Origin of the sequence: Stenotrophomonas sp. GD03877, assembly GCF_029840555.1 — a bacterium.
GTDB classification, from domain to species: domain Bacteria; phylum Pseudomonadota; class Gammaproteobacteria; order Xanthomonadales; family Xanthomonadaceae; genus Stenotrophomonas; species Stenotrophomonas geniculata.
In genome coordinates, this window is sequence record NZ_JAOCCT010000001.1 from 121,039 (window position 1) to 134,461 (window position 13,423).

Genomic DNA, 13,423 nt, shown 5'->3' on the forward strand with positions numbered 1-13,423 from the left:
TAAGGTCGGTGTTTTCACGCATCACACAGGTGGAACGATGAGCATGCACGCGCGCCGCACACGGCGCTGGACCGGCCTGGTCCTGTCGATGGGACTGCTGGCGGTGGCCCCGCTGGCCTGGGCGGCAGCGCCGCAGCCCGCGGCCGCACAGGCCCAGGGCGTCAACGGCTATGAACTGCCGTCGGCCGCGCTGCAGGCGGTGGTGGACGCGCCCCGTGCGCCCTCGTTGTACCTGTCGCCACGCCGCGACGTGGCCGCGATGATGCAGATGCCGTCGCTGCCTTCGATCCAGGTGGTGGCGCAGCCGGAACTGAAGCTGGCCGGCCTGCGCATCAACCCGCGTACGTTCTCCGACAGCCGCTTCAGCTTCGGCGAGAAGCTGTGGCTGATGAACGTGGCCGACGGCAAGGAACGGCAGATCAGCGGCCTGCCGGCCAAGCTGTCGATCGCCAGTGTGATGTGGTCGCCGGACCAGAAGTGGCTGGCCTTCAACCAGGTCGATGCCGCCAGTGGCGCCAATGAACTGTGGCTGGTGGACGTGGCCGGTGGCAGTGCCCGCCGTCTGGTTGCCGGCCTGAACACGGTGATCGGCAGCGGCTACCAGTGGCTGCCGGACAGCCGCGGCCTGGTGGTGTTCACCCGCCCTGCCAGCCTCGGTGCGGCCCCGGCCGCCGACGGCATTCCGACCGGCCCGGCCGTGCAGCAGACCCGCCAGGGCGGCGGCGTGGTGTCGATCCGTACCTACCAGGACCTGCTGAAGAACGAGGCCGACGCCCGCCAGTTCGATTACTACGCCACCACCCAGCCGATGGAAGTCAGCCTGGATGGCAGCACCCGCGCGATCGGCGCGGCCGGCATCTTCATGGGCTTTGCAGTGTCGCCGGATGGCCGCTTCGTGCTGCGCCAGCCGGTGCAGCGGCCGTACTCCTACGTGGTGCCGGTGAGCAGTTTCCCGCGCCGCATCGAAGTGATCGACCGTGCCAGCGGCAAGCTGGTGCACACCGTGGCCGTGCGTCCGCTGGTGGAAGGCCTGCCGACCGGCAACGACGCCGAAGTGACCGGCGTGCGCGACATCAGCTGGCGGGGTGATGCCGATGCCACCCTGGTCTGGGCCGAGGCACAGGACGGTGGTGATCCGAACCGGGAGGCCAAGGTGCGCGATGCGGTGCTGATGCAGGCCGCGCCGTTCGACAAGCCGCCGGTGACCCTGGCCCAGCTCGGCAGCCGTCTGGTGGGTATCAACTGGGGCCGTGGCGACCTGGCCCTGCTGACCGAGTCGTGGTGGAAGACGCGCAAGACCAGGACCTGGCTGATTGCCCCGGACAATGCAGGTGCCGAGCCGCGCCTGCTGTGGGATCGTGACGCGCAGGACCGCTATTCCGATCCGGGCCGTCCGCTGTTGTCCAGCGACGACCGCGGGCGCTCGCTGCTGCAGACCACCGCCGATGGCAGCAGCCTGTACCTGGCCGGTGCCGGTGCATCGCCGGAGGGCGACCGCCCGTTCGTGGACCGCTTCGACATCTCCACGGGCAAGGCCACCCGCCTGTTCCACTCGCAGGCGCCCAGCTACGCCGCGCCAGTGGCGCTGCTGGACGACCAAGGCAGCTCGCTGCTGCTGAGCCGTGAAAGCCCGGATGAGCCGGCCAACTTCTACGTGCAGTCGCTGGCCGATGCCGGTGCCGCACCGCGCGCGCTGACCCATTTCGCCCATCCGCTGCCGCAGCTGAAGGGCGTGCAGAAGGAGCAGATCCGCTACAAGCGCAAGGATGGCGTCGACCTGACCGCGACCCTGCTGCTGCCGCCGGGTTACGACCCGAAGCGCGATGGTCCGCGTCCGCTGCTGATGTGGGCCTACCCGGGTGAGTTCAAGAGCGCGGCGGCGGCCAGCCAGGTGACCGATTCGCCGTACCGCTTCAATGCGGTCAGCTACTGGGGCCCGCAGGCGTTCCTGGCCAAGGGCTATGTGGTGCTGGCCAGTCCGTCGATGCCGATCATCGGTGAGGGCGACAAGGAGCCGAACGACACCTACATCGAACAGCTGGTGGCCAACGCGCAGGCCGCGGTGGATGAGGTGGTGCGTCGTGGCGTGACCGATCGCGAGCACATCGCCATCGGTGGCCATTCCTACGGTGCGTTCATGACCGCCAACCTGCTGGCGCACACCCGCCTGTTCAAGGCCGGCATCGCGCGCAGCGGTGCCTACAACCGCACGCTCACCCCGTTCGGTTTCCAGGCCGAGGAACGCAACTACTGGCAGGCGCAGAACGTCTACCAGAAGATGGCGCCGTTCAATTATGCCGACAAGATCAAGGATCCGATCCTGTTCATCCATGGCGTGGACGACAACAACTCCGGCACCTTCCCGATCCAGAGCGAGCGCATGTTCGCGGCGGTGAAGGGCCTGGGTGGTACCGCGCGGCTGGTGATGCTGCCGAACGAATCGCATGCCTACCGCGCACGCGAATCGATCATGACCATGCTGGCCGAGAGCGAGCGCTGGCTGGAGCAGACCATCGGCCCGGCCGAGCAGGGCAAGGCGAAGAAGAAGCGCTGACTAGTGTGACGGCGGCCCCCGCAACGGGGCCGCCTGTGCGGCTGCGCCGCCGCCCGAGCATGGGCTCGGGCGCTACACGGTGTCACGCGCCACGACGCTTGTAGAGCCGAGCCCATGCGCGGCTGCGTCCGTCATGGATACGTGCAGATGAAACCATTTTTGCATCGCAGCACGACGCCCGTTCTGGTTTAGGCTTGGGGCCTGGATCCGTTGACCGAGGCCTGTGCGTCGCCGATGAACGAGTACCGCAGCAGCATCGAGTTTGCTTCTCCCGATCTTCCGCTTCGCGATGACGTGCGCCGGCTCGGCGCGCTGGTCGGTGACCTGCTGGTTGAACAGGTGTCCGCCGCGTTTCTCGACGACGTCGAAGACGTGCGCACCCGCGCCATCGCCCGCCGCGAGAATCAAGCTCCATTGTCGGAGCTGGCCGATGGCCTGGCCGGGCGCACGCCGCAGCAGGCCGAAACCATGGTGCGTGCGTTCAGCACGTACTTCCAGGTGGTCAACATCGCCGAGCGCGTGCATCGCATCCGCCGTCGCCGTGACTATCAGCGCGCCGGTACCGCAGGTGCACAGCCTGATGGCCTGCAGGACGCGCTGCAGCACCTGAAGGCGCAGGGCGTGGGCCTGGACGAACTCGCGCAGTGGCTCCCGCGCATCGACATCGAACCGGTGTTCACCGCGCACCCGACCGAGGCGGTGCGCCGCGCGCTGCTGGAAAAAGAGCAGCTGATGGTGGCCAGCCTGGTCGACAACCTCGACGGCCAGCGCACACCAGGTGAGGCCGCGGCCGACGCCGCGCGCTTCCGCATGGCGCTGACGGCCTCGTGGCAGACCACCGACTCCTCGCCGGTGCGGCCCACCGTGGATGACGAGCGCGAACATGTCGGCTTCTATCTGGTGCAGGTGTTGTACCGGGTGATTCCGGTGCTGTACGAATCGCTGCAGCAGGCGCTGCGCGATACCTACGGTGAAGAACTGCCGCTGCCGCGCCTGCTGCGTTTCGGCACGTGGGTAGGCGGCGACATGGATGGCAACCCGAACGTGGATGCGACCACCATCCGCAACACGCTGGATGCGCAGCGGCAGGCGGTGCTCGGGCGCTACCAGAAGGAACTGCTGCAGCTGGCCAGCCTGCTCAGCCAGTCCACCGAGCGGGTGGGCGTGAGTGATGCGCTGCAGGCGCGCGTGGCGCAGTACCAGCAGCTGCTGCCGCAGGTGCAGTCGCGCCCACGCCATGCCGACATGCCGTACCGCCTGCTCAACGACCGCATGCGCGCGCGCCTGCAGGCCACGCTGGATGATGGCGAAGGCAACTATGCTGGCCCCGCCGAACTGATCGACGACCTGCAGCTGATCCTCGACAGCCTGCGCGCCAATCGCGGCGAACATGCAGGCGGCTTCGCCGTGCAGCGCCTGCTGTGGCGGGTGAAGACCTTCGGCTTCCATCTGGCGCGGTTGGATGTGCGCCAGGAATCGAGCGTGCATGCGCGCGCACTGGCTGCGGTGCTGGGCGGCGAAGAAAGCTGGCAGGCGCTGGATGCGCTGGGCCGTGCGCGCCTGCTGGGCCCGCATGCCAGCGGGGAAGACACGCTGCCCAATGGCGATGACGAGGGCAACCAGCGGCTGGATGCGGTGTTCGCTGCGCTGGCCGATGCGCACGCGCGGCATGGCAGCGATGCACTGGGCAGCTACATCATCTCGATGGCACACGACCGCAGCGATGTGCTGGCGGTGCTGGCGCTGGCGCGCCGTGGCGGCCTGGTGGAAGAAGGCGGTTCGGTGCCGCTCGACATCGCGCCGCTGTTCGAAACCGTGGATGACCTCAAGCGTGGCACGGCCACCCTGCGTGACCTGCTGGCCGACCCGGTCTACCGCGCCCATCTGCGTGCGCGCGACGACGTGCAGATGGTGATGCTGGGCTATTCGGACAGCAGCAAGGACGGTGGCATCGCTGCTTCGCGCTGGGGCCTGCAGCGTGCGCAGGTGGAACTGCTGGAGGTGGCGGCCGAGGCCGGCATCCGCCTGACCTTCTTCCATGGCCGTGGCGGTTCGATCAGCCGTGGCGGTGGCAAGACCACGCACGCGGTCGATGCGTCGCCGCGCGGCAGCATCGATGGCCGCCTGCGGGTGACCGAGCAGGGCGAGGTGATCCATCGCAAATACGGCATCCGGGCGCTGGCCCTGCGCTCGCTGGAACAGGCCACCGGTGCAGTGCTGCGCGCCAGCCTGCGCCCGCGTGCCGCCGAGCCGCGCGAGGATGAGTGGCGGCCGGTGATGGACGCGGTGGCCTCGGCCAGCAGCGAGGTGTATCGCGCGTTCGTTGGCCAGGCCGGCTTCATGGACTACTTCCGTACCGCCACACCCATCGACGTGATCGAGCGGATGACGCTGGGGTCGCGTCCTTCGCGTCGGCTCGGCCAGGACGCGGCACTGGGCAACCTGCGCGCGATTCCCTGGGTGTTCGCCTGGAGCCAGGCACGCGCGGTCATCCCCGGCTGGTACGGCGTGGGCAGTGGCCTGCAGGCGGCGGTCGATGCCGGCCACGAACAGACCCTGCGCGATATGGCGCGTGACTGGCCGTTCTTCCGCACCTTCCTGGACGACATCGCGATGGTGCTGTCCAAGGGCGATATCACCATCGCCGAGCAGTTCTCGCTGTTGTCGGGCGACCTGCATGGGCGTTTCTTCCCGCAGGTGCAGCGTGAACTGGAACTCACCCGGCACTGGCTGCTGGCGTTAATGGACCAGCAGACGCTGCTGGACCACGATGCGCGGCTGGCGCTGTCGATCCGCCTGCGCAATCCCTACGTCGATCCGATCAGCGTGCTGCAGGTGGATCTGCTGCAGCGTTGGCGGGCCAGCGGACGCGAGGATGACGAACTGCTGCGCGCGCTCGTGGCGTGCGTGAACGGTGTTTCGCAGGGCGTGCAGAACACCGGGTGATGCGTATCCGCCGGGCATGGCCCGGCGCTACCTGCCTCGGTGGGTGCGGGGCGTGCCCCGCACGCCCTCACTCCTCCGGCGACGGCGGATTCGACGCCAGCAGTTCCAGGTGCCGCTGTTCCATTTCCTGGCGCAGCTGGCGGCGGATCTGTGCGGCGGCCTGGCGGCGCTTCTCGTCGGAGGTGGCCGGTTGCAGTGGCGGTACCGGCGTCGGCCGGCCTTCCTCGTCCACCGCCACCATCGTGAAGAAGCAGCTGTTGGCGTGGCGCACGCTGCGCTTGAGGATGTCCTCGGCCACCACCTTGATGCCGATTTCCATCGACGAGGTACCGGTATGGTTCACCGAGGCCAGGAAGGTGACCAGCTCGCCCACCGCGATCGGCTGGCGGAACATCACCTGGTCGACCGACAGGGTGACCACGTAGCTGCCGGCGTAGCGGCTGGCACAGGCATAGGCGACCTGGTCGAGCAGCCTCAGGATCGCGCCACCGTGGACCTTGCCGGAGAAATTGGCCATCTCCGGCGACATCAGCACGGTCATGGACAGCTGGTGGGTTTTCAGTTCGGTCGACATGGGGCGATTGTATCGGCGTGGCGTAGCTCTTGTAGAGCCGAGCCCATGCTCGGCTGCTCTTGTCGCAGGAAAAAGAAAGCCGAGCATGGGCTCGGCTCTACAGAAAGCAGAAGGGCCGCGTGAGCGGCCCTTCGTGTTTCTTACTTCAGCTTCGCATCGGCGCGCAGGGCGGCGGCGCGATCGGTCTTCTCCCAGGAGAAGGCCGTGGCGTTGACGGTCTCGCCTTCGCCGTTGAGGTAGCTGAACTCCTTCGGCTTGCGGCCGAAGTGACCATAGGCCGCGGTCTGCTGGTACATCGGGTGCACCAGGTCCAGCATCTTGATGATGCCGTACGGGCGCAGGTCGAAGTGCTTGCGGATCAGCTTCTCGATCTTGTCGTCGCTGATCTTGCCGGTGCCGAAGGTGGTGACCGAGATCGAGGTCGGCTCAGCCACGCCGATGGCGTAGGAGACCTGCACTTCGCAACGGTCGGCCAGGCCGGCGGCAACCACGTTCTTGGCGACGTAGCGGGCCGCGTAGGCTGCCGAACGGTCGACCTTGGACGGGTCCTTGCCGGAGAAGGCGCCACCACCGTGACGGGCCCAGCCGCCGTAGGTGTCGACGATGATCTTGCGGCCGGTCAGGCCGCAGTCGCCCACCGGGCCACCGATCTCGAACTTGCCGGTCGGGTTGATGTGGAACTTGGTGCCCTTGTGCAGCCACTTCGCCGGCAGCACCGGCTTGATGATTTCTTCGCGGACGGCCTCGATGAGGTCCTTCTGCTTGATGCCCGGGGCATGCTGGGTCGACAGGACCACGGCGTCGATGGCCGAGACCACGCCGTTTTCATAGCGCAGGGTGACCTGGCTCTTGGCGTCCGGGCGCAGCCACGACAGCGGCGAGTTCTTCTTCTTGCGGATCTTGGCCTGCTGCTCGACCAGGCGGTGCGACAGGTGGATCGCGGCCGGCATGTAGCTGTCGGTCTCGTTGGTGGCATAGCCGAACATCAGGCCCTGGTCGCCAGCGCCCATTTCTTCCGGCTTCTTGCGATCCACGCCCTGGGCGATGTGCGGCGACTGCTTGCCGATCAGGTTCAGCACGCCGCAGGTGGCGCCGTCGAAGCCGACGTCGGAGCTGTCGTAGCCGATGTCCGTGATGACCTTGCGGGTCAGTGCTTCCAGGTCGATCCAGGCGCTGGTGGTGATTTCACCGGCCACGATGGCAACACCGGTCTTGACCATGGTCTCGCAGGCCACGCGGGCGCGCTGGTCCTGGGTCAGGATCGCGTCCAGCACCGCATCGGAGATCTGGTCGGCAACCTTGTCCGGATGGCCTTCGGAGACCGACTCGGAGGTGAAGAGATAGCTGGACATCAGGCGTAATATCCCTTGATTCGGATGGAAAGATGGGCGCGAATGATACACGGGGTGCGCCGCCTGTGCATTGTGAACCGGTACCGGTTGCCGGTGGTTAAGCCCGCGTAGGCCTGGCAAGGGCCGTCGTGACGGGATTGGGCCTGGCCTCGAGGCCCAGTGTTCCACCAGCGTGACGACGGATGGGGCTGTCCAACCCCGGACCGCGCACGCCGCGACCCTGCCAGGCCGGCCGTCATCGTTCTGCCCCGAAACCGCCATCTGGCTGCCGCCTGCCGGGCGCAGGCTGTCGGCCAATCCGGCCGCCGGGCATGAGTGGATCCGCCATGCAGGAACTTGAACAGCGTCTCCAGCAACGCTTCCCCGATTGGTTCCACGGCCGCCGGGGCCAACTGGCACGGCCGTTGCTGCGCAGTGTCGGCCGCTGGTCGCGCCTGGACCAGATCGAAGCGTTCCTGCAGCGCAGTACAGGATTGCGCGGATTCGGCTTCGTCGCCGCCGGCCTGGAATTCATCGATGGCCAGTACCAGGTGGATCCGGCCGCGCTGGCGAAGATTCCCGCCACCGGCCGCCTGCTGATCGTCGCCAACCACCCCTCGGGGGCGCTGGACGCCCTCGCACTGCTGGACGCGGTCGGCCGCATCCGTCGTGACGTGCGGATCGTGGCCAACGATCTGTTGGGGGCCATCGCGCCACTGCAGGACCTGTTGTTGCCGGTGCGCATCCTTGGCGGCAAGGCCCAGCGCGGCAGTCTGCACGCGGTGGAGGAGGCGCTGGCCGCCGAGCAGTGCGTGATCGTGTTCCCGGCCGGCGAGGTCTCGCGCTTGTCGCTGCGCGGCATCCGCGATGGCCGCTGGCAGCGCGGGTTCGTCCGCTTTGCCCGTGCCGCCGGTGCGCCGGTGCTGCCGGTGCGCGTGGAAGCACGCAATTCGGCACTGTTCTACGGCGCCTCGACCCTGTTCAAGCCGGCGGGCACCGCGCTGCTGGCGCGCGAGATGTTCACCCGCCGTGGCCGCCCGCTGCGCCTGAGCATCGGCGAGCCAATGCAGCTGGGCAAAGGCGGCGACCCGGGCGCACAGCTGCTGGCGGTACGCCGCGCGCTCTATGCGCTGGGCCGCAATGGCGCAGCCGGTAATGCCGCTGCCTGCGCAGGTCCGGAGCCGCTGGCTGCCCCGGTGCCGCCCTCGCAGGTCGCCGCAGGGATTGCCGCAGCGACCCAGCTGGGCCAGACCGCCGATGGCAAGCAGATCCTGCTGGCCACCTGTACCGCTGATTCACCGTTGCTGCTGGAGCTGGGCCGCCTGCGCGAACTGACGTTCCGCCAGGTGGGCGAGGGCACCGGGCGCAGCCGCGACCTGGACGACTACGACCTGCGGTACGAGCACATCGTGATCTGGGACGCGGCCGCGCAGCGCATCGCCGGCGCGTACCGGATCATGCGCGGCGCCCATGCGCTGGCCCGGCACGGCCTGTCCGGGCTCTACAGTGCGTCGCTGTTCCGCTATTCCGACGATGCCATCACCCACATCGCCGAGGGCCTGGAACTGGGCCGCAGCTTCGTGGTGCCCGACTACTGGGGCAGCCGCAGCCTGGATTACCTGTGGCAGGGCATCGGCGCCTACCTGCAGTGCCGGCCGGGCATCCGCTACCTGTTCGGCGCCGTGTCGATCAGCGCGGCGCTGCCACGCGATGCGCGCGAGCAGCTGGTGGCGTACTACCAGCGCTATTACAGCGGTACTGCTGGCCTGGTCGAATCGAACCGCCCGTTCCAGTACTTCGCCGCGCCGCCCAGTTTCGGCGAGCTGGATGCAGGCGCCGCGTTCGATGTGCTCAAGGCCAACCTGGCCGCACTTGGCACCGGCGTGCCCACGCTGTACCGCCAGTACACCGATCTGTGTGAACCCGGTGGCGCGCGCTTCCTCGCCTTCGGCGTGGACCCGGACTTCAGCGATTCGATCGACGGCCTGATCGAAGTGGACCTGTGTGCGATCCGGCCGAACAAGCGCAAACGCTACCTGCGCGACGCGGGGACGCCGGCATGAGCGCGCTGGCGAACCTGTCGCCGCACCGGCGCGCAGTGTTCGTCTCCGATGTACATCTGGGTTCACGTCACTGCCATGCCACCGAGCTGGCACGGTTCCTCTCGCAGCTGCGCTGCGAACGGTTGTATCTGGTCGGCGACATCATCGACCTGTGGTGGATGGCGCACCGCCGGGCCAACTGGCGGCAGTCACACAGCGAAGTCATCCAGGCCCTGCACGCGTTGCGCCGTGCCGGGACCGAGATCGTCTACATCCCCGGCAACCACGATGCTTCGCTGCGCCAGGTCTGCGGTTTGATGCTGCCGGCGATGCAGGTGCGCCGGCGCGCCATCCACGTGACCGCCGATGGCCGCCGGCTGCTGGTCGCGCATGGGGACGAGTACGACGGCGTGACCCACTTCGGCGGCCTGCAGGAAAAGTTCGGTGACTGGCTGTACTACCGCATCCTGACCGGCAACCAGGCGTTGAACGCGGTGCGGCGGCTGTTGGGAATGCGCTACTGGTCGTTGTCTGAATTCCTGAAGAAGCGCAGCGGTGCGGCCGAACGCTACATCGAGCGCTTCGTGCAGGCCGGCCTGGACGACGTGCGCCGTCGCGGACTGGATGGCATCGTCTGTGGCCACATCCACCGCGCTGCGTTGATTGAACGCGACGGCCTGGTCTATGCCAACGACGGCGACTGGGTGGAAAGCCTGACAGCACTGGCCGAAGACCACGATGGCGCGCTGCGCCTGCTGGACCACAACGGCCAGACGCTGGTGGAGCTGCCGGGCGCGCGCCTGTCGCAGGCGGCGTAACCCGCGATTGTCCCCTTGTAGAGCCGAGCCCATGCTCGGCTGCTCTTCATTGCGTGTAACGGCAGCCGAGCATGGGCTCGGCTCTACATGCACCGCCCGCAAGCCGCTAGCATCGGTCCATGGATTCCCTGACCCAGATCGTGCTCGGCGGCGCCGTCGCCGCTGCCATCGCTCCGCCCGGCCAGCGCCGCGCGGCCCTGTTGGCCGGTGCCGCGCTCGGCACCCTGCCGGACCTCGATGCCCTGTGGCTCGGCTTCACCGCCGCCGACCCGGTGGCGAACATGATCGAGCACCGCAGCTTCAGCCATTCGCTGCTGGTGCTGCCCTGGGTGGCAGCGCTGATCTGGTGGCTGTTCAAGCGCTTCGGCAACGGCCGCGTTGCGCAGTCACCAGTGCGCTGGTTCTGGGCGATCCAGCTGGCGCTGGTCACCCATCCGCTGTTGGATGCATTCACCGTTTACGGCACCCAGTTGTGGTGGCCGTTGCGGCCACACCCGACCATGGGCTCCAGCGTCTTCATCATCGATCCCGGCTACACGGTGTGGCTGCTGCTGGGCTGCGTGCTGGCCTGGTTTGGCCGCGCCCGCCCCTGGGCTGGCAAGGTGCTGGGTGTGGCGTTGCTGGCCAGCAGTGCCTACCTGGGGTGGGGCCTGATCGCCAAGGCCCAGGTCGACCGTGCTGCCCAGCAGAGCCTGGCGGCGATGGGCCTGGGCGATGCCCCGCGCTTCTCGGTGCCGATGCCGTTCAACACCCTGCTGTGGCGGGTGGTGGCGATGACGCCGAACGGCTACGTGGTGGGCGACCGCTCGCTGGTGGCCGACCACGGGCCGATGCAGTTCGAAGGCCACGCGTCCAACGTGCAGGCACTGCGCGAAGCAGGGGGCATCCCGGCGGTGCAGCAGCTGACCTGGTTCAACCGTGGCTTCATGCGTGCGCAGGTGATGGACGGCCGGCTGGTGCTGAGCGACCTGCGCATGGGCCTGGAGCCGGACTACACCTTCAACTTCGCCGTGGCCGAGCAGGTCGGCGGGCAGTGGCGGCCAATCACGCCCGAGCAGCTGCGGGCGGATTACAGCAGTCCCGCCGCGCGCGCTGATGCCGGGCGCCGGCTGGCGGCGATGTGGCAGCGGATCTGGCATGCGCCCGTAGTCGGCGCTGTCGAGTAGATCCACGCCATGCGTGGATGCGGGAGCATTGGTGCCGCGTCGGCTCAATACACCGTGGCGCGGCCCTGCACGAACGAATAGAAGAACACCGCATTCGGGTCGTTCTGCACCAGGCGGAACTCGCGACGCATGCCTTCCACGGTTTCCTCGTCCACCGAGCCGGCCTGCAGCAGTTGGTCGGCGGCCGACAGCAGCAGCTGCTCCCAGAACGCGATCATCGTCTTGCGCCGCGCCGGTTCGCGGTTGTCCAGGTGGATGGTCTTGATCTCGGTGTGCACGTCGCGGAAGCCGCCGGCCAGCAGCAGGTTGCCCAGCTTGGCGCCAACGAACGGGTCGCCCCCGTGGTCGTACTGGAAATCGTTGAACGCCATCCAGTAACGCCAGATGTGCGGCGAATACGGGTCGAGCAGGAACGAGGCATTCATCACCTCGGTGATGTAGACCGGCGAACCCGGTGCCAGCACCCGGCGCACCTCGCTCAGCACGCGCGCCGGTGACGGCACGTGCTCCAGTACCCAGCACAGGAACGCCGAGTCGAAGCTGCGTGCCTCGAACGGGAGCTCGCCGGCGTCAGCCTGCTGCAGGGTGTAGCGATCGCTGCACCACGGCGTGCGCGCCAGGTTCTCGCGCGCGGTGGCCAGCTGGGTCTCGCTCAGGTCCACACCGGTCACGTGCAGCTCGGGGAAGCGGCGCAGCAGGATCTCGGTCTGCGCACCCACGCCGCTGCCGACTTCCAGCAGCCGCCGCGCGCCGCTGTAGTCGATCTGGCCGAAGATGCTCGATTCCAGCAGGCGCGCCTGGGTCATCAGGCGCTGCTGCTCGGTGCCGGAGAACCCGTGCAGGTAGGTCGGGGAGGAGATCGGCGGGGTCATGGGGCGGGCTCTTGTAGCGTCGAGCAGGCTCGACTGTCCGGAAACGCAGGATTGGCGGCTCAGGCCGCCGAAGACAACGCCGGTTCCCCGGCGATCAGGCGGTCGAAGTACTCGGTGGTCAGCGCGATCTGGCTCTGCGGGTCTTCGGCGCGGTTGACCACGGCGCGGAAGGCCGCATTCTCCGGCCGGTCCTTGGCATACCAGCCCAGGTGCTTGCGCGCGATGCGCACGCCCTGCGGCTCGCCATAGAACGCATGCAGTGCGTGCAGGTGGCCGAGCAGGATGTCGCGCACTTCCGCCAACGACGGTGGTGGCAGTTCCTCGCTGGTGGCCAGATAGTGCGCCACTTCGCGGAAGATCCACGGCCTGCCTTGTGCCGAGCGGCCGATCATCACCGCGTCTACGCCGGTTTCCTTCAGGACGCAGGCGGCCTTCTGCGGCGAATCGATATCGCCGTTGGCGATCACCGGAATGCGCAGCGCGGCCTTGATCTCGCCGATCGTGGCGTACTCGGCCTGGCCGGTGTAATGCTGGTCGCGGGTACGGCCGTGCACCGCCAGTGCCGCGATGCCGCTGTCCTCGGCGATGCGTGCGATCAACGGGCCGTTGCGGTGGTCGCAGTCCCAACCGGTGCGGATCTTCAGCGTGACCGGCACGTCCACCGCGTTGACCACGGCCTCGAGGATGCGCGCCACCAGCTGCTCGTCGCGCATCAGTGCCGAACCGGCCCAGGCGTTGCACACCTTCTTGGCCGGGCAACCCATGTTGATGTCGATGATCTGCGCGCCGTGGTCGACGTTGTAGCGTGCGGCCTCGGCCAGCTGCTGCGGCTCGGTGCCGGCGATCTGCACGCTGATCGGGGCCGGCTCGCCGTCATGGTCCATGCGGTGGATCGACTTGCGCGTGTTCCAGAAGCGCGGATCGCTGATGGTCATTTCCGAGGCGGCCAGACCCGCGCCCAGCCGTTTGCACAGCAGGCGGAAGGGCTTGTCGGTGACGCCGGCCATGGGCGCCAGCACGACGTTGGGGGCAATGGTGTAGGGGCCGATCTGCATGCGCCCATTGTAGGGCGCGGGCGGCGGTACGGCCGTGTCAGCCCCGCCCCGGTTCAGGCCCATCG

General features: G+C 68.0%; 9 protein-coding genes. 5 read left to right on the forward strand and 4 right to left on the reverse strand.

Translation table 11 applies throughout. From position 1 onward, the window contains the following. Positions 1-37: 37 nt before the first annotated feature. Both N5D20_RS00485 and ppc read left to right on the forward strand, forming a co-directional pair. Complete coding sequence (locus N5D20_RS00485; protein WP_279914660.1) at positions 38-2,554, forward strand: prolyl oligopeptidase family serine peptidase; 2,517 nt, start codon at positions 38-40, stop codon at positions 2,552-2,554. 234 nt (positions 2,555-2,788) lie between these two features. After that, a complete protein-coding gene (gene ppc, locus N5D20_RS00490) occupies positions 2,789-5,500 on the forward strand; it encodes a phosphoenolpyruvate carboxylase (protein WP_279914661.1) in 2,712 nt (903 codons plus the stop codon). A gap of 67 nt (positions 5,501-5,567) precedes the next feature. Here the strand turns inward: ppc and N5D20_RS00495 are convergent, their stop codons facing one another. Then, positions 5,568-6,074 carry an acyl-CoA thioesterase gene (locus N5D20_RS00495; RefSeq protein WP_010481883.1) on the reverse strand — a complete coding sequence of 169 codons (507 nt, stop codon included), beginning with the start codon at positions 6,072-6,074 and terminating at the stop codon, positions 5,568-5,570. Between the two features lie 140 nt (positions 6,075-6,214). Beyond that, complete coding sequence (gene metK, locus N5D20_RS00500) at positions 6,215-7,426, reverse strand: methionine adenosyltransferase (protein WP_010481882.1); 1,212 nt, start codon at positions 7,424-7,426, stop codon at positions 6,215-6,217. A 326-nt stretch (positions 7,427-7,752) separates the two neighbouring features. Between metK and N5D20_RS00505 the strand changes: the two genes are divergently transcribed. The 3 genes from N5D20_RS00505 (at position 7,753) to N5D20_RS00515 (ending at position 11,431) form a co-directional block, all read left to right on the forward strand. Further along, positions 7,753-9,468 (forward strand): lysophospholipid acyltransferase family protein, encoded by a 1,716-nt coding sequence (locus tag N5D20_RS00505; protein ID WP_241885823.1) that lies wholly within the window; start codon positions 7,753-7,755, stop codon positions 9,466-9,468. After that, a complete protein-coding gene (locus N5D20_RS00510) occupies positions 9,465-10,265 on the forward strand; it encodes a UDP-2,3-diacylglucosamine diphosphatase (RefSeq protein ID WP_010481879.1) in 801 nt (266 codons plus the stop codon). Before N5D20_RS00505 ends, N5D20_RS00510 begins: the two co-directional genes overlap by 4 nt. Positions 10,266-10,384: 119 nt before the next feature. Then, entirely contained in the window at positions 10,385-11,431 is a 1,047-nt protein-coding gene (locus tag N5D20_RS00515; RefSeq protein WP_279914664.1) for a metal-dependent hydrolase, read from the forward strand. A gap of 44 nt (positions 11,432-11,475) precedes the next feature. Here N5D20_RS00515 and N5D20_RS00520 read toward each other — a convergent pair whose 3' ends face one another. Together N5D20_RS00520 and dusB are read right to left on the reverse strand one after the other, a co-directional pair. Next, positions 11,476-12,303, reverse strand: a complete 828-nt coding sequence (locus N5D20_RS00520; protein ID WP_005415318.1) for a class I SAM-dependent methyltransferase — start codon at positions 12,301-12,303, stop codon at positions 11,476-11,478. A 59-nt stretch (positions 12,304-12,362) separates the two neighbouring features. Further along, entirely contained in the window at positions 12,363-13,358 is a 996-nt protein-coding gene (dusB, locus tag N5D20_RS00525; protein ID WP_279914666.1) for a tRNA dihydrouridine synthase DusB, read from the reverse strand. Positions 13,359-13,423 lie beyond the last annotated feature (65 nt).

Coding starts and splice junctions, on each gene's coding strand:
- N5D20_RS00520 (WP_005415318.1), bottom strand. CDS start 12,303: ATGACCCCGCCGATCTCCTCCCCGACCTACCTGCACGGGTTCTCCGGC.
- N5D20_RS00495 (WP_010481883.1), bottom strand. CDS start 6,074: ATGTCGACCGAACTGAAAACCCACCAGCTGTCCATGACCGTGCTGATG.
- dusB (WP_279914666.1), bottom strand. CDS start 13,358: ATGCAGATCGGCCCCTACACCATTGCCCCCAACGTCGTGCTGGCGCCC.
- N5D20_RS00505 (WP_241885823.1), top strand. CDS start 7,753: ATGCAGGAACTTGAACAGCGTCTCCAGCAACGCTTCCCCGATTGGTTC.
- N5D20_RS00515 (WP_279914664.1), top strand. CDS start 10,385: ATGGATTCCCTGACCCAGATCGTGCTCGGCGGCGCCGTCGCCGCTGCC.
- metK (WP_010481882.1), bottom strand. CDS start 7,426: ATGTCCAGCTATCTCTTCACCTCCGAGTCGGTCTCCGAAGGCCATCCG.
- N5D20_RS00510 (WP_010481879.1), top strand. CDS start 9,465: ATGAGCGCGCTGGCGAACCTGTCGCCGCACCGGCGCGCAGTGTTCGTC.
- N5D20_RS00485 (WP_279914660.1), top strand. CDS start 38: ATGAGCATGCACGCGCGCCGCACACGGCGCTGGACCGGCCTGGTCCTG.
- ppc (WP_279914661.1), top strand. CDS start 2,789: ATGAACGAGTACCGCAGCAGCATCGAGTTTGCTTCTCCCGATCTTCCG.